Consider the following 19,267-nt stretch of genomic DNA (forward strand, 5'->3'; position numbering starts at 1 on the left):
CGCCAGATCTCCCTTGCCTCAGGGCAAGTGAATCAGCCGATCACGCTTCGCTCAAGCAGAGTTTTTCAACAACATCCTCGGAGAGCGGACATTGTTGAAAGGTGCAACTAACAGCCGGAACGACCCCATACTAACCCTGTGCGACAAAATTGTGGGCGCGTTGCGCACGAGAGCTCCGCGTTCTCAATCCCGGATCGCTAGTGTCTTGCACGGATCAGATCGGCCCCCTTTTCCGCCACCATGATCACCGGTGCATTGGTATTTCCGCTGACCATTGTCGGCATGACCGATGCATCGCAGACCGACAACCCCTCGACGCCGTGAACGGCAAGGTCCGGCCCCACGACCGCGCCCTCTTCCGGCCCCATGCGGCACGTGCTCGTCGCGTGCCAATACGTGCTCGCGGTCTCGCGGATCAGGTGTTCAAGTTCCGCGTCGGTGGCCTGGGCTTGGGTTGCAGGGCCTTCGCAAATCGCGTCGAAAGCGGGGGCGTTCAGGATGTCTGCGTTGCGGCGGCTGAGGGCGATCATCAGACGCAGGTCTTCGGGGTCGGAGAGGTAGTTGGGGTCAATCAGCGGAGCGTCAAGCGGATTGGCTGATGCGAGCGTCACCGAACCCCGGCTGTTCGGTCGGCACACATACCCGCCAAGATGGATAGTGCTGCGGCCGATCTTGCCGGCAAATCGCTCGAATTCGGAGATCCCCGGCCGAAAGAACGACTGGAACTGCGGATAGGCCGCTCCGGGGTCGACAGAGTGAAAGGCGACGGAGTCGAGGTGCATAGTGGCCAGCGGACCGCCGCGGGTGTCATGGAACTCGGCAAGGGCTTCTTCGAAACCCTCGGTCAGGGTGCCGAACAGCGCGTCCGGGTCCTTTACCTGTCGGGAAGAACCGTCTTGGGCGTAGTGGTCTTCCATGTGCTGGCCAACATGTGCGTTGTCGAGAACCACATCGATGCCATGTGCGCGAAGATGATCGGCTGGCCCTATGCCGGATAGCATCAGCAGTTGTGGGGAGCCGAAGGCACCTGCCGAGAGCACGATCTCACAGTTGGCGTCCAGTCGGCGCAGGATACGACCCTTATCCAGCAATTCAACGGCTACTGCGCGACCGCCTTCAACGATGATGCGGGTGACCAAGGATTCCGGGATGATTGTGAGGTTGGGCCGGCCACGGGCGGGGTCCAGATAGGCGGTCGCGGTATCGCAGCGGGTGCCTTCACGGATGGTGGCCTGCAAATAGCCGCAGCCATGCTGGTCGGCGCCGTTGATGTCAGGGTTGAATGGAATACCGCATTGTGCGGCGGCTTCAAAGAATACTTCGCATACAGGGTGGGCGTGCGCGTGACGCGCGACGGACAGCGGCCCGGATGTGCCGTGGTAGATATCGTCCAGATCGGCGTTAGCCTCGGCGCGAACGAAGTAAGGCAGGACGTCGTCATAGCCCCAGCCCGTGTTTCCCATCTGCGCCCAGCCGTTATAATCTCCCGCGTTGCCTCGAACGTAGATCATGAAGTTGAGAATGCTCGAGCCGCCCAGTGCACGGCCGCGAGGATACGCGATGACCCGATCGTAAAGATTCGTCTGCGGCACCGTGCGAAAGCGCCAGTCGGCCTTGGTATCCTGTTGCCGGACCGCCGTGCCGGGTATGCGGGAGATGACCGGATCGGGTTGCCCGCCGGCTTCGACAAGTGCAACCCGTGCATCGCGGTTTTCACTCAACCTCGAAGCCAGAACACAACCGGCGGAGCCCGCGCCGATGACCACAAAATCGAATTCATTGTTCAAGAAGTTGTCCCCCAAACCGACAGCACGTCACGACAACCGTGAACATCGCGTCGTGTCCCGATCACGAGGCTATCTCGAAATGGGGCAAAGAACCAAGCTATCGATCTGCATAAGCAGAGCTGGCAGCCGTTCAATCTTCTGGAGCGCTCATCCACCCGTCGAGCTGTCGACGCATTGCAGCGAACGGCAGGTTGATCCCCTCAACGGACCTTAGTGCAGAGCGCAGCTAATGGCTCGAACGAGCCGATTGTGTTGAAAAACTCGGTGTGCGGACCAAGGCGGCCAAATTCGCAGAATATCTTCCCGCCAAAGCTCGCTTTTTCGAACGCAGTTTCCTGAGGGCTAAATCGGAGGGACGTTGTTCCAAAATTTCGGGGCGAATTTCGCGGCGTCGAGTTTTTCAACACAATCAGCCCGGAGCGGTCTTCAGAATAGGCAAATTGTCAGGTGATGACACCCAAGTCTGACAGTGGCTCGAGGACCATCTGGAGGTCCGCTTCGCGCCGAAGGCGGAATACGTTACGAACCTGGTCGATCGTTTGATGCCCGTGTTGGCGGATCAGCGTATCGCTTTGATCAAACGCCTCGGCCATTTGACCTGTGCGGTGAAGGCCGGCGCATGTCACCAACTCCGACATAAGCCAGACCGGATGATCCGCTAGGGAAATACGGCCGTTTTCCACGGATGCGTCATAATTCCCTAACAAGTAGTGGGCGACGGCGCGCACACAGCCGTAAAAACCGCGCATCGGATCGTTCGGACTGATGTCCTGCAGCCGAGACGCCCATTGCAGCGCTTCCGCCGGGCGCCCGTCAAGGCTCAAGCACATGGTCAATTGATTGTAGGATACCGGGAACGACGGGTTGGTATCAATGGCGCGACGGAGATTGGGCGCAGCCCGGTCGAGTTCCCTTCGGCCATTCTGGAATACCCCCAGTCCAAAGTGTCCCAGATAGAAATTGGGGTCTATGCCGATGGCCCGTTCAGCTGCTGCCATACCCTGTTCGATGCTCGCCTGCGGCTTGGCCGAAAAGACGTGGTCAAGCCATGTCGCATAAGCGAAAGTGCCCTGTGCCAAGGCGCTTTCCGGTAAATCTTGCAAGACGTGTCCGACGATGCCAACCGCATCGGACACGAGAGGCGCCTGGCAGGTGTCGGCAAGCTGGCGGGCACGCATCAGTTGCAGCCAGGCGTCGAAATTCCGTTCCGGTGCACGCGTTCTAAGGTTGGCCTCGGCTTTAACGAGTTCAGGTTCAATCCGGGCCGCGGCCCCGGCTGCAAACTCGTCCAGCGCAATCAGTGTTTCGTCCAGGTAGGTCTCGAACCTATCAGCCCAGAGATGCTCACTCGTGTGCGCTGAGGCGAGTTCAACCTTCGCACAAAGCTTTCTGCCCCGTTGGTGGACTGAGCCCGTCAAAACGTAATCGACGCCAAGTTCCTCGCGCAGCCTTTTGGGGGAGACCGGGGTTCTGCCATAGATCGACGCCTGCAGGCAGGACATGACTGAAAACCAGCGGTAGCCTGCAAGCGTTGCTATCAGCTCTTCGGAAAGTCCCGCAGACAAAGAGGACGATTGTCCCACATCGCCTTCAACGCGGAAGGGCAGAACGATCAATGCTGGGCGCGGTGTCGAGGGCCGCTCGGCGATCAGTTCGGTGGCAGACTTTTCGCGCGGTGCCGCCGTGGCCGTGCCGCGCAGGCTGCGATAAAGCGCGGCCGTGCTCTGGTCCGGGCTGACGTCGAGTTCGTCGCGCAGCAGACCACTGAAGCTGTGAAACTCCTGCAATGCCTGCGCCCGCTCGCCCGCGCCATGAAGCGCCCGCATCAGAAGCCGACGCCCTTCCTCGTGAAATGGCGACAGTTCGGTAATCCGGCGCGCAGTGGCAATCGCTTCGGCCCAGCCGCTCTGGTCGAGCAGAGCCTGGCAATGTTGCGTCAGCCGGTTAACAGCCAGATCGCTCAGCCGTCGGCGCTCCAGCGCAAGCCAGTCGTCATATTCCGGCGTCAGTCCATCATACCCGTCAAGCAAGGTCCGGGACAGCCGCTCCGGCACCGTTCTCGCGCCTGAAAGTGCAGTCTCAGTGAAATGCGCAACGTCTATTTCAAGGTGCGACCAATCCAGCGAGATGTCGCCTGCTCCCCGGGTCAGGATTACCTGCGCGTCTGCGAACAGACGTCTCAGAACCACCAGAGACTGGCGCAGACTTTTGCGCGCCTGCTCCTCGGACCGGTCCGGCCAAAGCAATCCGGCGAGCTTTTCTCGCTGCGCGGGACGGCGTTGCAGCGCTAGATACGCCAGCAGCGCCATATCCTTACGCGATGCCGGCTTCACGATCTGCCCGGTTGGGTCCCGCAACTCAGGGCCGCCGAAAAGCGCCAGTGAAAATTTCATGGTCAAATTTTCGCTAATTCGCGCTTTCGGTCAAGAATTTCGCCGTAGTTGACCCGAGAGGATGCATTTTTGCCGTTTGTTTGCCGCAAGCCGGACGTTGGCGAGGACGCCCGCCTGCAAGGTTCGGCGGCAGTTCCGATGGGTGAACAGCAGCAGCGAGACGGACCATGCAAGAGCTTCAAGAACATCCGGTACTGGAAAAGAATGCAAAGGCCGCGGCCATGTGGAGCGGTGGTGGCGAAGATTACGACCGTATCAGCCTCGGGATCTCTTCGGCGCTCGATCACGCCGTCGCCCGGCTTGCACCCGCCGAGGGAATGAAGGTGCTCGACATCGCGACCGGTACAGGCTTTACCGCCAGGCTGGCGGCGCGACGCGGTGCCCGCGTGACCGGGGTTGATATTGCCGAAGGGCTGCTCGAGGCAGCGCGTGGCAAGGCCAAAGCCGAGGGCCTGCAGATCGACTGGCGGCTGGGCGATGCCGAGCTGCTGCCCTTTGACGACAACAGCTTTGACGGGGCAATTTCCACCTTCGGGATCATGTTCGCCACCGATCAGGAGGCGGCCCTGTCCGAATTCGTCCGAGTGGTGCGCCCCGGCGGACGGATCGTCGTGGCGGCCTGGACACACGACAGCAATGCAGTTGCCCTGCGGAAGGCTGTGGCTCCTTTCATGTCCGTGCCGTCGGCCGACGCGCCGATCCCACCTTCACCTTTCAATTGGGGTGATCCTGACTGGCTCCGCACCAGCCTCGGGCAACATGTTTCTCTCGGGATCGAAGAGGCAGATACCGTGCACCGTCTTCCGGATGCCCAAACGGTTTGGGAAGAATACTCCCGCGGTTTCGGACCAGTACGTGCGGTGGCGCAGAGCCTGGATGAAACCCGGCTGGCAGAGATGCGCAGTGCTTTCCTAGAGTGGGTCGAACAATTCCGCACCGATCTGGGGATTGCGATGCCGTTTCGGTACGTCGTCAGCGCCGGCATCAAAACCTCCTCCTAACTTCTGATGGGATGAAAACGGTTCCGGGCCAACCGTGGTCCCGGAACGTTAAGCAAATGGAGAGAACGATGGGACTTCTGGACGGAAAAACAGCTCTCGTCACGGGCACCAGCAGAGGCATCGGACGAGGTATCGCAGTCGAACTAGCACGGGAAGGTGCTGCAGTTGCCGTTGCGGCGCGAACGGTATCGCCGGACAGTCCGGCCCGCGTGGATGGCGACGGGGTGCAAGTCAGCGGTTCGCTCGACGACCTCGTGGCGCAGATTGTGGATGAAGGCGGACAGGCCGTGGCATTCCCCTGCGACCTGAGCCAGGCCGACCAAATCACCGCGCTGGCCGATGCTGTCAAGGATCGCTTTGGGCGCATCGACATTCTGGTCAATAGCGGCATGCCCCAGCACACGATGACAGGCCGTTTCTGGGAACTGCCCGCAGAGGTCTACGAAGGCCAGATGACGATTGGCCCGCGCTCGTATTTTCTGGCGGCGCGCGCATGTGTACCGATGATGATCGAGCAGCGCGGTGGCGTCGTCGTCAACATCTCTTCGCCAGGCTCCTGCATAGACTTTTATGGCGCGGCCTACAGCGTGGCGCGCGCCGCATCAGACCGCATGGTGCAGGCCTTTGCCACTGACCTGGACGGGACAGGGGTTCGCGCCTACTCGCTCTGGCCCTCCTATATCCGGACCGAACGGCTGGTGATGGCGGCTGAAGGCCAGCCCGCCGGCTTTGACGTCCCCGAAGGGTTCGACCCCGCGACGGGCGCAAACTCGCCCGAAATGGTGGGGCGCGGCATCGCCCAATTGGCCGCCGACGAAAAGGACAAAATCGGGCGCAACGGCAAAGTGGTGACTTTGGCCGAACTGTCCGAGTACTACGGCTTCTCCGATACGGACGGACGACCGGCAATCCGCCATATGTTCATTGATCCGATGTTGGAAAACTTTGGTCACGTGTTTCCGCTAGTTTTCGAAAAAATCGCAAAGTGAGGCTTACCAAGGGCATCAACCTTCGTGTTCTGCTTATTTTTGGTACTACAGCGGCTCTGTCCGCTTCTGAGACATCGGACGCAGTCAAAACGAGTGGCCGGTGTTGGCAAAGGCGGTTGTTGCAGCGCGAAAGCGGACGTTGCCGCGGCGCGAGCCAGACATGAGTGGCCGCTGACAGCAGGATTGTGTTGAAAAACTCGTCGCCGCAAAATTCGCGCCAAAATTTTGGAACAACGTCCCTCTGATTCAGGCTCGATGAAACTACGTTCGCAAAAGCGGGCTTTGGCGGGAAGATGTTCTCCCAAATCGGTCGCCTCGGTCCGCGAACCGAGTTTTTCAACACAATCAGCTCTAAGCGACCAGCCGTCAATGATGATGTGCGGCGCGTGAAACTACAGATTTTTCAGTTTCCACGGGATAGACCTGCCAATGTACCTCAATGATGACGACACCTGGCTGAGAATTTCCCATCAGCAAACTGCAGTGGCTTGAGTGGAGCACGTCAATCGACCTGCCGCGGCCGCCAGGACTAACCTGCGTCAGTGCGGGGGGCTCCGACGCTGGTTAGGTGAGACGTGCCCACCGAACATTCGGTGGTGCATTTTTCCGAGTACCTGAGAAGCGTGTGGGCGTGTTGATCCTCAAAGGACGGCATGTCGGCGCGCGTCTTATTCTCGGAGCGTCCAGGAAAGGACAATTCCAATGACTCCCGAACAGAACAAGACTGCAGAGAAGATGAAGTCCGTGAAAGCCGCGTGGGACAAGGCGCCCTCCGGTCCGAAGAAGGACGCTGCTCTGAAGCATTACCAGGCAGCCGAGAAGGCGCATACGGCGAAGAACGACGCCGAGACCAACAAGGAACTCGCTGCGGCGACCCACGCGCTCGCGTGAACGCCATCGTTTGATGTGATACTTGGGGTCGCCTGCCGAGCAAGGGAGGGCGGCCCTTTCACTTCAGGAGCGGCCCGGTCTGATCCAAATATGCCGGATCGAACCCGGCAAGTTCCACCAGCCCGGCATAGTCGTGGAACGTCACCTGGCCATCACCGAAGGTGACCAGTCCACTCTCGCGAAGCTGGTCGTGTAGACATAATTTCAGTTGGGCTTTCCCGCTGAAGGAGACCCTATGAAATCCCCTAAATTGCTTCTTTCACAACTTTATGAGCCTTTGACATTTGCGATAGTATTTGGTGTCACCGGGTTCTTTTTGGGCAACTTAACGAATGGTCCAGATGCGCGTGAGTCAGCGAGACTGAGGGCGCATAACGCAATGATAACTGCCTTGGTGCCAACCTGTCTCGCTCAGTCCCTTAGTGACGCTGACCGAGTTGCAAAACTCCAGGCAATCAATGGGGCTCAATTATTCTTGCGACGGGATGCAGTTCGCCGGACCGGGTGGGCAAACGTCCCTGGTTCGGAGATCGCTAGCTCTGACTTGGCGGCAGCGTGTTTGGATTTGCTGGATCTTGCGCCCGCGAAAGACCTCAGGATAAACCGGTTCGACGCTGGTTGACTGCTGAGAGGAATCCGAGCACCTCTTATTCTGGCCAGCCCGATAGTGCTCAAACGAAATAGCATCCGAAGCCTTGAAACCGTCATATGAACCAATCGTCCGCATGTGAGACATCCGAAGACGGTGCAGAACACGGCCGGTTCTGGTTTTGACCAATTCGTATATGTTGAATGTCCCCTTGCGGCAAGCGTGCTGCACGCCGCTAGTCATTCCGCTACACCGTCGATCAAACAAGGCGAATTTCGCTGCAACAGCATTAGGCAGCTCCGTCCGCGTTGCTGCCGAAGCCGTCTCTGCGCCCAAGGTCCGGTCCTTACGTAAGCCGTCGTCGCCCGGTCAAAGCGGACATTGCCTTGGCGCTGACGGTCGCTGATTGGCCGCTAATCAAGACCAAGCGGTCATCTGACCGAAATCCTCAGATGTCTCAACCGAGCCCATTGTGTTGAAGAAGTCGGTAGTAGGAACACGAGCACATCGCTGTTGCGCTTGATTGGGAACGTTCCTTAGGCCGTTGCCGGGGTGGCCCAGAAACTGAACCACAGCCTCCGTTACAAAACTGCTCCAGAAGTACGGAAAACTCTGACGACGGACCCTGTCGCTTGTTCGCCATTCCTGGTCCGCCGTTTGCCAACCAGAGCGGTGGACCAATTCCGCTGGGGAGACTCATTGAAATAGTCCATTGATCGTCCCTCTGACCTAATGGGAATTGCACAACACCAAATTCAGCGGGTCGTTAATCGCACGGGAAAGGGCCGAAACGTCGCGAATAACGCGCGGATCAGGTTCATGATCCCACGCGCCGCACCGGCCAACAGCGACGCTACCACAGCACTCTATAATGAGGCTTGCCGGAGGCGGTTTCCATCCGCCTCCGGCACGGTTTTAGGCAGACGCCACCACGTTCGCCTGTGTCCGCATGAGCCCTGCCGGATCGTGGCGCGCCTTGATGTCCGCCAGCCGCGCATAGGCCGCGCCGAACGCGCCCGTGGCGCGGTCCGTCTCGTCCTCGGGCATGAAGTTCGAGTACACACCGCCATTGGCATGCGGCTCAGTGCGGTCGAAGAATTCCCGCGCCCACGCGATGTAGCGGTCGTCCTCGGCAGCGTCTTGCCAACGCGCATGCACGTTCATCATGAAGGCGGCGGAGCGATGCGGATAAGCCGTCACAGACGCGTCGATCCGGGTTGGCGCTCCGCCAAGCTGGGCCACAAAGATCTCGCACTCATCGCCCGGCAGCCGCTCCAGGGCCTCGGCGAACACGTCGATCAGATCGTCATTCACCTCATCGAACATGTGCGATTTCCAATAGTTGCGCGCGCCATGGGAGTTCAACGGATCGAAGGCGGTTTGCCACGCGCTCAAGGGTTGCGGGCCGATGGCCTCGGCAAGGGGCGTGCCGATCGCGCGCACGGGCTCGAGGGCCTTGTCCGCGTCCTCCGGAGTGCCGCACCAGCAGCAGGCCAGCACGACCACGCGCGCCCCATGATAGGCCGCATCGAGGAACGGCAGCGGCGGCGCCTTGCGCAGAACCGCCCACACGGTCAATTCTTCCGGCAGCGTCGGTGCAAGGTCTCTGAGCTTTTGCAAGATCTCGGTTGAGTTTTCCGCCGAGTGGATGATCAGACCCGCGGTTACGTCATGCGGCAGCGGGTGCAGGTTGAAGTGAAAGCGCGTGACGACACCGAAATTGCCGCCGCCGCCGCGCACCGCCCAGAACAGGTCGCTGTTCTCCGCGTCGCTTGCGCGCAGTTGCTCGCCCGCCGGAGTCGCGATCTCGACCGCTGCGAGGCTATCGATCGTTAGACCCATCTTGCGAGTGAGCCATCCGTAGCCACCACCGAGCGTCAGGCCGGCAATCCCGGTGGTCGAATTGATGCCGGTCGGCACAGCCAGCCCGTGTTGGGCGGTCGCGGCATCCACGTCGCCAAGAAGCGCACCGGCGCCCACAGACACGCAAGACGCCTCGGGGTCCAAGACCACATCGCGCATCCCGGATAGATCGAGCGTCAAGCCGCCTTCGACCAGCGCGGAGCCGGAAATATTATGACCGCCCGCTTTGACCGAGAGCGGCACGCCGAACTCGGCTGCGGCCTTCAGGGCAGCGCTGACATCCTCCGGACCGGCGCAACGCAGGATCGCCGCCGGTTGGCGGTCTATCATCGCGTTCCACAGCGCGCGCGCCTCGTCATAGGCCGCCTCGCCCGGCTCAAGAACGGCGCCTTTAACCTGCGCGCGAAGGGCCTCGAGCATGCCCGTGGGAAAGGTTTTCGCATCATCCATCTGTTTTGTCCCTCTATTAAGCGCCACGGAAGCTCCGGGCTTGCTCGTCAAGCAAAGTCCTTTCCTGTGTCGCCGGGTATCCGTCAGATGACGTTTAGTGAGCCGCAGAGGTGATGGGCCAAAGTCAGGATGAGACATCGCTATTTGGTCCGAAGGGAAGGTCAAAGCATGGACGTCGCTTTGCTAAGTGCACGGGAGAGTGAAGTTGCTGGCTTCTACATCGATGGGCTGAGCTACAAAGAGATTGCCCGCGCCCTCGACATCTCGCCCGGGACCGTGCGCACACATCTCAATTCGATCTACCGCAAGCTCGAAGTGTCGAGCCGCACGGAACTGATGCGCAGGCTGCAGCCGACCGCCGCTGCCGTTCCGGAGTCGGCCGAAAGCACGCAGGCAGAGGTTGCGCAGGAGACCGGCGCGCGCGTGCCCGAACGCAGGCAGGTCACGTTCCTCTTCGCCGACATCGTCGGCTCCACCGAACTCGCCACCCATCTCGACGCAGAAGACATGCGTGACCTTCTGAACCGTTTCCGCGCATCCGTGCAGGAAGTCCTGACGAGCTTTGATGGACATGCCGCCGGATTTCCGGGCGACGGCGCCATCGCGATTTTCGGCTGGCCGGACGGGGCGGAAACAGCGCCCTACCGCGCCGCCAGCGCCGCGCTCGCCATCACAAAGGCCGTGCGGCGGATTTCCACCGGACCCGGGCAGAGCATGGACGTGCGGGTCGGCGTGGCCACCGGTGTGGTCATCGTCGAGGGGGGCGCGGGCCGCGCCCACGATTTCACCGGCGCGGCGGCAAATCTGGCCGCGCGGCTTCAGACCGTTGCGGAGCCCGGCGGGGTGATCGTCTCCGATCTAACCCACAAGCTCATCGGCACGCGGTTCGAGACAGAGCCGCTCGGAGAGACGGAACTGCGCGGCATCCGTGAGCCGGTGCCGATCTTCCGGCTGCTGCGGGAACGGCGCGATCTGACGCGCTTTGAAACCCGGCCGCACGGCACACAGCTGTCGCCGCTTGTGGGACGGCGACAGGAGTTGGAAATCCTTCACGAGGCGTGGCGTGACGCCACCACGGGCCGGGGCGGCGCCGTGCTTCTGCTCGGTGAGGCCGGTATCGGAAAGTCGCGCCTTGCAGAGAGCCTCGCGCGGCAAGCGCAAGAGGCCAGCGCAACCCTGCTCCGCCTGCAAACTGCGGAGGGGCGCAGCTCCAGCCCGTTCTGGCCGGTGCGCGAAGCGATAATTACGGCAGCAGCCCTCGACCGGGATGCCCCGATCCCTGAGCGTCGTTCAGCGCTTGGAACCTGGCTGGACCGACTGACGCACGTGGGTAAACTGCAACGCGACCTGATCGGTTACCTGCTGGACCTCGTGACCGAGGACACGCTCCCGGAAATGAGCGCTTCGCGCAGGCGGAACTCGGTGCTGGACGCCTTGATAAGGATCCTTCTCGACCTGTCGGATCAGAAACCGCTTCTCGTGCTCGTCGAAGACCTGCACTGGATCGACCCGTCCACGCTGGAATTCGTCGAAGGATTGCTGAAGGAGGCGGGCACGGCGCGGCTTCTGGTCGTCATGACAAGCCGCCCGGAAGGTGCTCCGGAGTTCGAGGACGTCGCGCCGGTGCGCATTCCGCTCAGCCCGCTAAACCGCGCGGATGCCGAGCAGATTGTGCGCCAGCGCGCCGGCGGCCAGAGCCTCGAAGGCGAAACCGTTGCGCAGATCATCGCGCGCACAGACGGCATTCCGCTGTATCTTGAGGAGGTGACCGCGGCTGTAGTGGACGGCGCCACATCTCAGGATGCGGTGCCCGCGACGTTGCGGGAGTCGCTGACCGCAAGGCTCGATGGGCTGGGCGCTGCGCGCAACACCGCGCAGATCGCCTCAGCCATCGGGCGCGAGGTTGATATCGACTTTCTCGAAGCGATCAGCGTGCAAAGCAACTCCGGGAGCGTGGAGGTGAATATAGCGCGGCTCGTGGAGGTCGGTCTTGCCTCTGTCGCCCGGCGGCGGATCACCTTCAGCCACGCGCTCGTTCAGGACGCGGCCTATCAATCCATGCTGCGCAGCCAGCGTCAGGAGTTGCATGGGCGGATTGCCGAGGCCATGCTCGGGCGGTTCCGCACGCGGTTTGCGAGCGAGCCCGAAACGCTCGCACAGCATCTCGAGGGCGCGGGCCGGATGACGGCGGCGATTGACTATTACCTGCGCGCTGCCGATGCCGCTGCCGCCCGGGCGGCCAACCGGGAAGCCGAAGGCTATGCACGCAGGGCTCTGGAGCTGGCCGAAATGCTCGATGGTGGAGCTGACCGCGACCGCCGCGAGATAGCGGCACTTCTGTGCCTCGGGCGCATCCTCACCATACGCTACGGATACGGGCGCAAGGAGGTTGCAGAACCGCTGCGCCGCGCGCTTGATTTGTGCCAGACGGCGGGCATGTCGCGGACCGAGTTTCCGCTTGTCGTCGCCCTTACGGCACAGGCGGCAGTTTCATGCGAGGGAACCCGGGCTCTTGATCTCGCGGACAGAGCAAAACTGCTCGCGGATGCCTCGGGCGAGCCGATACAGCGCGTCATGTCGCATTACGCAATGGCCGTTCCACGGTGCTGGCGCGGTTCGTGTCGGGAGGCGGCCGAGGCCTTCGCGGCGGGCTGCGACGCGTACGATCCCAGCATGCACAAGGACCTCTTGGCGCTCGGGCCGCACGATGCGGGCATCGTTTGTATGTCGCGCGGGTCTTCGAACTCCTATCGGGTCGCTCCGGATCGCAAAGAAATCGAACGCATGGGCCGCGCCGTTGCCTTGGCGCGCGAGTTGAACCACGCGCACAGTCTGGCTTACGCGCTTTACTGGCAAGCGATGCAGGCCTGCGATGCCGGGGAGTGGGGTCGGGTCGAGGTTTCGTTTCGTGAAATGGGCGACATTGCGGAGGAGCACGATTTCATAGGCTGGAAGGGGTTTGCAGCGCTCGCCGAAGCCCGGTTTGCCGCGACGCAACTTAGCGCGCAGGACGCCTTGGACGCGGCGCGACACGCGCTGAAGGCGCTGCCGATCGGAGGAAACTATGTTGGCGTCAGCTTCGCAAAAGGGTTGATCGGGGACGCGCTCCGGCGGCTTGGACGCCGGTCAGAGGCCCGCGCGACCCTCGAAGAAGCCGTCAACGATGCCGAACATCTCGCCGCACGCTGGGGCCTGTCCGAAACCCTGCAGGCCTTGGCGCGCTGTCTGCTCGACACGGACAGTGGCGACACGTCCGGCGCGGAAGCGGCCCTGCGCCGCGCAACCTCTCTGGCCCGGCGTCAGGGCGCGCTGCTGCTGGAAATCCGCGCGAGCACGGATCTTGCCGAGTTGATGATCGAGCTTGGCGACCGCCCGGCAGCAGCCGAGATCATCGAAGCCCCGCTGAACGCCCTGAGTAAGACTGCGCCAACTACAGATCGCGAACGGGCGCAGGCAGTGTTATTGGCCTGTGTCACCACGCTCCCAGATAGCCGTTAGCATGGCCGACCAGATAAAGGGGCGTCCCCGACGACCACTACCATATTATTGCTTCCAAAAGTGTGATGAGACGGTGCCTAAATGTCGCTCATCGTAGACCACGCAACTGGTTCTTTTGCATCTTGTCCGCGCAGTGGCCGGTCCAGAAGCATAGAGGTGCCGCGCCGCGGCTAATGACTGTTGTGTCCCGCTGAGCAGTCGATCGGAGCTACCGGAGCCTTTGGCCGCATTTGGTGCTAACAGACGTTCGAAATGGACAAAACCGATAGGTAGACTTGGCGCGCTTCAAGTCAGCTCACGGCCCGTTATAGTAGGGCTGCCGGGAATAAGGCTCGTAAAAATTGTGGCGCATTCCGCTGTTGTCTTCTGCAAGCCGAGAAAATCGATTGAATAGTCGAATGGTCGCGCGCACAGTCTCAAGAATGACGACACCGAGCTACCACCTCGCCCATTTCAGCTGGGGCACTCTGCGTGCCCCTTTTGACGACCCTAAGATCACTACCTTCGCCGAGGCCGTTCCGCGCGTCAACGCGCGAGCCGAGGCTAGTTTAGGCTTTGTCTGGCGTTTCGGCGACGAGCGACCTCCGGCGGAGGCGGCGGGCTGGCCGCTCTTCGATGATGAGCGCGTTATCGCGTCCTACTCGATTTGGGAAACACCCGAGGCTCTGAAGGCCTTCGTCTACAACGGCTCACACGGCGCCTTCTACAACAAGCGCGCCGAATGGTTCGATCAGGACGCTCCGCGCGGTTACGTTCTGTGGTGGGTCGTACCAGGTCACAACCCAGACATAATCGAAGCGTGGAGCAAGGTTGACCAACTGGCGGCTGAGGGCCCGTCAGACGCGGTCTTCACCTTCGCGCAACTCGCGCCGTCAGCGATCTCAGATCAATCCTGATTTAGGCCCATCGGTCCGTTCAAACCATAGAGTAGGCCTAGCTTTTTATGGACAGACGTATTCAGCCCGCGATGATCACGTGACAAAGGGCTGGTTTGTCCGCAACTGAGCCATTGCTCCTAGCTTCAGCAATGTCGGCTATAATCGGAAATGCGGACTCTACCACTCTGATCTCGCTCTGGATTGGGCGCTTCCTGGTCAGAGCCACATTGGCCCAATCACGTGCACCTAGCCGCTCGCGCAGCTTCATCCGACAATTCTTGAATGAAGCACATCTCGGAGACTGTGAGCACACTGGGCCTGGCGCTCGGTCGATACGGAGATGCCCCTTTTGGCATCCGGCTGGCCGACCGGCTGATGCATCTGCATGTGGTGGGGCAGACGGGGACCGGGAAGTCGACGCTTCTGGCCAATCTCGCCCTCCAGGATGCCGCGCGCGGCTTTGGCTTCTGTCTCATCGATCCGCACGGTGATCTGGCGGACACCCTGGCGGCCCATCTTGGGGACCGCGCCCATCTCTGGGCACCGGCCGATCCGGACAATCCCTACGGCTACAACCCGTTGACGGCTGTACCAGCCACCTACCACCCTCTGGTGGCCGCAGGCCTGATCGATGCCTTCAAGAAGCAGTGGGCCGACGCCTGGGGCGTGCGCATGGAGCACCTCCTGCGCCACGCCCTGCTCACCCTGCTGGCTCAGCCCCGGGCCGATCTGCGCGATCTCGTCCCGCTCTTCATCGACAAGTCCGCGCAGGCACATATGCTGAGCCACGTCACGGACCCGCAGGTGCGTTCCTTCTGGACCGCCGAGTTCCCGAAGATGAACTACAAGACAGCCTTTGATGGTGTCGCGCCCATTGCCAACAAGCTGGGGGCCTTCCTCGCCCATCCCAATGTCCGCCGTGCCTTGTGTGAGCCCGCGCGACCCCTCCGGTTCCGCAAGATCATGGATGAAGGAGAGCTCCTCATCGTCAACCTCAGCAAGGGCCGTCTTGGAGCAGACGTCACCAACGTCCTCGGCGGCCTGATTGTCGCCAGCATCGTCAACGCCGCCCTCAGCCGTCAGACCCTCCCTGAGCCTCAGCGGCGCCCCTTCATGCTGCATGTCGACGAGTTCCACGCCTTCACCACCACCTCCATCGCCGACATCCTGCCAGAGACCCGCAAGTACGGGCTTGGGCTCACGCTCGTTCATCAGCACATCGCCCAGGTGGAGACCGGCGTTTTGGAGGCCATTCTCGGGAATGTCGGCAGCCTCATGGTCTTCCGGGTGGGTGCCAATGACGCCCCCGTCTTTGTGCGCCAGCTAGAGCGGGTCACGACAAGCGATCTGATCAACCTGCCCAACCACCGCGCCTATGTGCGGGTCATGGTAAAGGGTCAAAGGACACCGGCCTTCTCGGTGGCGACGGTGCCCCCACCGCAAAAAACCGCCTCCCCCTAGGGGAGACGGTCAGGCCTAGTACTCGCTGGCCAGCATCAGGGTCAGCACCCTGTGGGTGAGAGCCGCATTGGCCGGGTTTGGTGAGTGCGCTTGCAGGGCCAGGTCGAACGGGTCGATCTTCCAGAAGAGCTTGTGACCTTCGAGCTCGAAAGCTCCGAAGTCATGCTCCCCCCACGGGTCGTTCTCTTCACTGAAGTTGTTGAAGCATCTGACAGCCGCCAGGGCACGGGCGACAAATTCTGGCCCCAGTGCCGACACCCCATTGGTCACAAAGACCGACCCGCGCCCCTGTCCAAGCCTTCGAAACGCGTCGTTCAGATCGCGCACACGGCCATTCTCCGGGCCCTCCGGCTTGATCCATTGCAAGTCGGTCTCGTCCTCACAGGTGCGACAGTAGGCCTGGTCGAAGTGGGTCTCCAACTCCCAGAAGCCCGCCTCCCTGTTCCAGCAGGCCCAGGCATCGGTTACAACGTGCTCCGAGCCACAGCGCGCACAGATCGGTGCTTCGCCAAGGATATCGAACCCTGTTGTCTCTTTGGTCGTCATCTCTCTTCCCTCCGGTCGGGTGGCCGCCCGAGACCATCTCGGACGCACCCCACGAAGGGAGAGAGAGGGCAGACCTCGCTTTAAGGCCTGCGGGGTGAGGACGGCCCTTGACCAAAGGTGGCTTCGATCAGCGAAAGAGCCTCGAAGTAAATCAGGGTCTTGGGTTCGGGGTCCCAGAGCCGACGCATCTTCGGCAGATAGGGCTGCAGTGCGGGATAGCGGCGCGCCAGGTCCTGGGCCTCCACAAACCGGTTGGTGTGCGCCTGCCCGCGGACGACCGCGATACTCTCCACGTCCGCAAGCTCCGCAACGGATCCCAAGGCCTCGATGATCTTCCGGGTCTTGGCACCCTTCTTTGAGCGGGCCAGGAGCTTCTCGGTAATCACCGTGTCTGGCCTGAACCGCTCAATTTGCCGGGCGGCGTAGGCCCGGGCCTCTCTGGGCCCAACGCTCGCTTTCCGGGACATGCCCACACTCTTGACGGTGCCCTGAACCACAAGGACATGGGCCACCCGTCCGCTGGCGGCAGCAAAGGCCAGCACACTGCGCCTAGCGGTCATAGTACCTGGCTATACGCTCAACCCGCGCTTCCAGACTGCGCAGAGCATTGTGCCGCGCAAAGCGCGTCAACCACTTCAGGCGCGGCTCTGGCAGGTCAAACAGCCGTTCCCGGATGGTGGCAGCCCGGTCCTTGAACAGGGGCTCCACCAGGACCTCCATGGTGCGCCCAAAGAGAACGGCCACCCCGCAGAGGTCGGACACGCTTGGGACAGCCCGTCCAAGCTCCAGGCGAGAGATATGGCTTTGCGACACACCGAGCAGGTGTGCGCAGTCTTCCTGGCTGAGCCCAGCTTTGCGACGGGCCTCAGCCAGGCATTGTGAGAAGTCTTGCATAAAGAACTTTTGACTTAAGCTGGTAATCCGCCGACGACCCTCTCAGCCGCCAGCACCGCTCTACGACCCGATGGCGCGATGTCTCTTCCTCTTCCTCCACCGGGCCGGTCTCGCATGGGATCATCGTCGGAGGGGTCAAACCCCTCCGATCCCCCGAGACCAGCCCGGTGGTGAGGTCATCGCTATCCTGTCGGGATTGTCTAAGACACAGCTTACGCCATGGGCATGGCTCTGCAAGACTCACCCGCAACCCCAGCTGACATGAACGCGTGTCTAGGCAAGCTCCCCTGCCCCGGTACCCTGAGGGCATGGAGCACGACAAACACCTACAACGCCATCTCGATCTCTGCCGCCGCATCTACCTGCGCATGCTGGCCGAAGGGACCTGGCCCCCGACGGAGGCACCAGAGTCGCCAAAATCTGACGATATGGTAGAGTCTGAGGACCCCAGTATCGATGTATGAGTTCCTGTTTTGGCTACATCCGGGTCTCCACCCAGAAGCAAGGCGAAGGGGTCTCGCTCGACGCGCAGAAAGAGGCCATCCAGGTCTTTGCGAGTCAGAGAGGTCTGACCATCACCAAATGGTTCGAAGAGAAGCAGACCGCCGCCAAAGGGGGACGACCCATCTTCAACCAGATGCTCAGGCAACTCCGCCGGGGCGCCGCCTCCGGTGTCATCATCCACAAGATCGACCGCTCCGCCCGCAACCTGCGCGACTGGGCCATGTTTAGCGAACTGCCCGACGCAGGCGTCAACGTCTATGTCGCCACAGAAAGCCTCGACTTCACCTCGCGCGGCGGGCGGCTCACCGCCGATATCCAGGCTGTCATCGCCGCCGACTACATCCGCAACCTGCGCGAGGAGACAATCAAGGGCATCCAGGGGCGCCTCAAACAGGGCCTTTATCCCTTCAAAGCACCTGTCGGGTATCTTGATCAGGGGCGCGGCAAGCCTAAGGTCCCAGACCCAAAAACCGCGCCCATCATCCGCGAGATGTTCAGGCGCTATTCAACGGGCCAAGAGACCTACATGTCGTTGATCGACTGGGCCGAACGGAGAGGCCTACGTAATCAAAAGGGGGGCCCTCTATCCCTCCACGGTATTGAAACAATTCTGGGCAATCCATTCTATGCGGGTCTCATTCGTATCAAGCGGACGGGTCAAAGCTATCCAGGCATACATGACCCAATCATTACCATATCACTCTATGAAGAGGTCGAAGCGGTTCGAACTGGGCGGCGCGGCCAAATAAAGACGCGCCATCAGCACCTGTTCCGGCGCCTCTTCAGCTGTGGGCACTGTGATGGCTGTATGATCCCGGAATTGCAGAAGGGTCGCGTCTATTACCGCTGCAAATCCAAGGCCTGTCCAACAAAGACCATCCGCGAGGACGCCATCAATGCCGCTTTGCGGGCGGAACTCGAACGCCTCGAGCTTACTGCGCGATCAAGCGCAACGGTTCAAGCTGCCTCCGATACGGAGGCGTCCGACCTCCAGCTGCAAGAAGCCAGAACTGCCATTGAACTTCAAATCGAAGACGAAGTGGCACGCCAGGAACGTCTCACAGACCTTCTCATCGACGGCACATTGGAGCGCACCGACTACAGCAATCGAAAAGCACAGAGCGAACAACGCTTGCTGGATCTGAAGCAACGTCTCGCGAAGTTGCCGAGCACCGCACAACTTCAGCAGATGCGCCATGAATTGGCCGAACTGCAAAAGAACCTTTGCCTTACCTACGAAAGAGCGACAGCCGACGAAAAACGTGAATTTATCCAAGACGTCTGGCCGAACCGGAAGGTCTTTGAAAAGCGCGTTGTTGTAAAGCCCTTTCCTTGGCTTCAGGAGGCCGTCTCCGGCAACCCCATCTCCTTTGGTGACCCTGTCCGGGGCCATGGCCGAACTTTTGGGTCAATACTGGAACTGTCTCGCAAGGCGCTCAAAAGGGAGACTTCCTCCAAGGCACCTGGAGATCAAGACGGCCGAGGTTGATGCGATAAGACGGCGCGGGAACCACTCGAACGGG

General features: G+C 61.1%; 13 protein-coding genes. 7 read left to right on the top strand and 6 right to left on the bottom strand.

Going from position 1 to position 19,267, the window contains the following annotated elements; all coding sequences use genetic code 11:
• Positions 1–197 precede the first annotated feature (197 nt).
• Positions 198–1,787 carry a GMC family oxidoreductase gene (locus tag AB2B41_RS16055; RefSeq protein WP_367878831.1) on the bottom strand — a complete coding sequence of 530 codons (1,590 nt, stop codon included), beginning with the start codon at positions 1,785–1,787 and terminating at the stop codon, positions 198–200.
• A gap of 443 nt (positions 1,788–2,230) precedes the next feature.
• The gene (locus AB2B41_RS16060) at positions 2,231–4,180 is read right to left on the bottom strand and encodes a BTAD domain-containing putative transcriptional regulator (RefSeq protein WP_367878832.1); all 1,950 of its coding nucleotides are present in this window, start codon (positions 4,178–4,180) and stop codon (positions 2,231–2,233) included.
• Between the two features lie 167 nt (positions 4,181–4,347).
• On the opposite strand from AB2B41_RS16060, the gene AB2B41_RS16065 reads away from it, so the two are divergent.
• The 3 genes from AB2B41_RS16065 to AB2B41_RS16075 all read left to right on the top strand — a co-directional run bounded on the left by AB2B41_RS16065 (position 4,348) and on the right by AB2B41_RS16075 (position 7,061).
• Entirely contained in the window at positions 4,348–5,181 is an 834-nt protein-coding gene (locus AB2B41_RS16065; RefSeq protein ID WP_367878833.1) for a class I SAM-dependent methyltransferase, read from the top strand.
• 68 nt (positions 5,182–5,249) lie between these two features.
• Positions 5,250–6,170: an SDR family NAD(P)-dependent oxidoreductase gene (locus tag AB2B41_RS16070; RefSeq protein ID WP_367878834.1), complete on the top strand. Its 921-nt coding sequence runs from the start codon at positions 5,250–5,252 to the stop codon at positions 6,168–6,170.
• Between the two features lie 702 nt (positions 6,171–6,872).
• Positions 6,873–7,061 (top strand): hypothetical protein, encoded by a 189-nt coding sequence (locus AB2B41_RS16075; RefSeq protein WP_367878835.1) that lies wholly within the window; start codon positions 6,873–6,875, stop codon positions 7,059–7,061.
• 1,504 nt (positions 7,062–8,565) lie between these two features.
• Here the strand turns inward: AB2B41_RS16075 and AB2B41_RS16085 are convergent.
• A complete protein-coding gene (locus AB2B41_RS16085; protein ID WP_367878836.1) occupies positions 8,566–9,963 on the bottom strand; it encodes an FAD-binding oxidoreductase in 1,398 nt (465 codons plus the stop codon).
• Positions 9,964–10,131: 168 nt separating this feature from the next.
• Here AB2B41_RS16085 and AB2B41_RS16090 point away from each other — a divergent pair, with 168 nt between their 5' ends.
• From AB2B41_RS16090 to AB2B41_RS16100, 3 genes are all read left to right on the top strand, one after another.
• On the top strand, positions 10,132–13,461 hold the full coding sequence (locus AB2B41_RS16090; protein WP_367878837.1) for an AAA family ATPase: 3,330 nt from the start codon (positions 10,132–10,134) through the stop codon (positions 13,459–13,461).
• Between the two features lie 422 nt (positions 13,462–13,883).
• On the top strand, positions 13,884–14,357 hold the full coding sequence (locus tag AB2B41_RS16095; RefSeq protein ID WP_367878838.1) for a DUF3291 domain-containing protein: 474 nt from the start codon (positions 13,884–13,886) through the stop codon (positions 14,355–14,357).
• A gap of 285 nt (positions 14,358–14,642) precedes the next feature.
• Positions 14,643–15,800 carry a type IV secretory system conjugative DNA transfer family protein gene (locus tag AB2B41_RS16100; RefSeq protein WP_367878839.1) on the top strand — a complete coding sequence of 386 codons (1,158 nt, stop codon included), beginning with the start codon at positions 14,643–14,645 and terminating at the stop codon, positions 15,798–15,800.
• A gap of 15 nt (positions 15,801–15,815) precedes the next feature.
• On the opposite strand, the gene AB2B41_RS16105 is transcribed toward AB2B41_RS16100, so the two are convergent.
• The 3 genes from AB2B41_RS16105 to AB2B41_RS16115 form a co-directional block, all read right to left on the bottom strand.
• Positions 15,816–16,346, bottom strand: coding sequence for a DUF3768 domain-containing protein (locus AB2B41_RS16105; RefSeq protein ID WP_367878840.1), 531 nt, complete (start codon positions 16,344–16,346; stop codon positions 15,816–15,818).
• Between the two features lie 80 nt (positions 16,347–16,426).
• The gene (locus AB2B41_RS16110) at positions 16,427–16,906 is read right to left on the bottom strand and encodes a hypothetical protein (protein WP_367878841.1); all 480 of its coding nucleotides are present in this window, start codon (positions 16,904–16,906) and stop codon (positions 16,427–16,429) included.
• Entirely contained in the window at positions 16,896–17,240 is a 345-nt protein-coding gene (locus AB2B41_RS16115; protein WP_367878842.1) for a helix-turn-helix domain-containing protein, read from the bottom strand. The genes AB2B41_RS16110 and AB2B41_RS16115 overlap by 11 nt, the downstream gene beginning before the upstream one ends.
• A 460-nt stretch (positions 17,241–17,700) precedes the next feature.
• On the opposite strand from AB2B41_RS16115, the gene AB2B41_RS16120 reads away from it, so the two are divergent.
• Positions 17,701–19,233, top strand: coding sequence for a recombinase family protein (locus AB2B41_RS16120; protein WP_367878843.1), 1,533 nt, complete (start codon positions 17,701–17,703; stop codon positions 19,231–19,233).
• The last annotated feature ends 34 nt before the right edge of the window (positions 19,234–19,267 follow it).

The sequence above is a fragment of the Sulfitobacter sediminis genome, from assembly GCF_040811725.1.
In the GTDB taxonomy this organism is placed as follows: Bacteria; Pseudomonadota; Alphaproteobacteria; order Rhodobacterales; family Rhodobacteraceae; genus Sulfitobacter; species Sulfitobacter sediminis.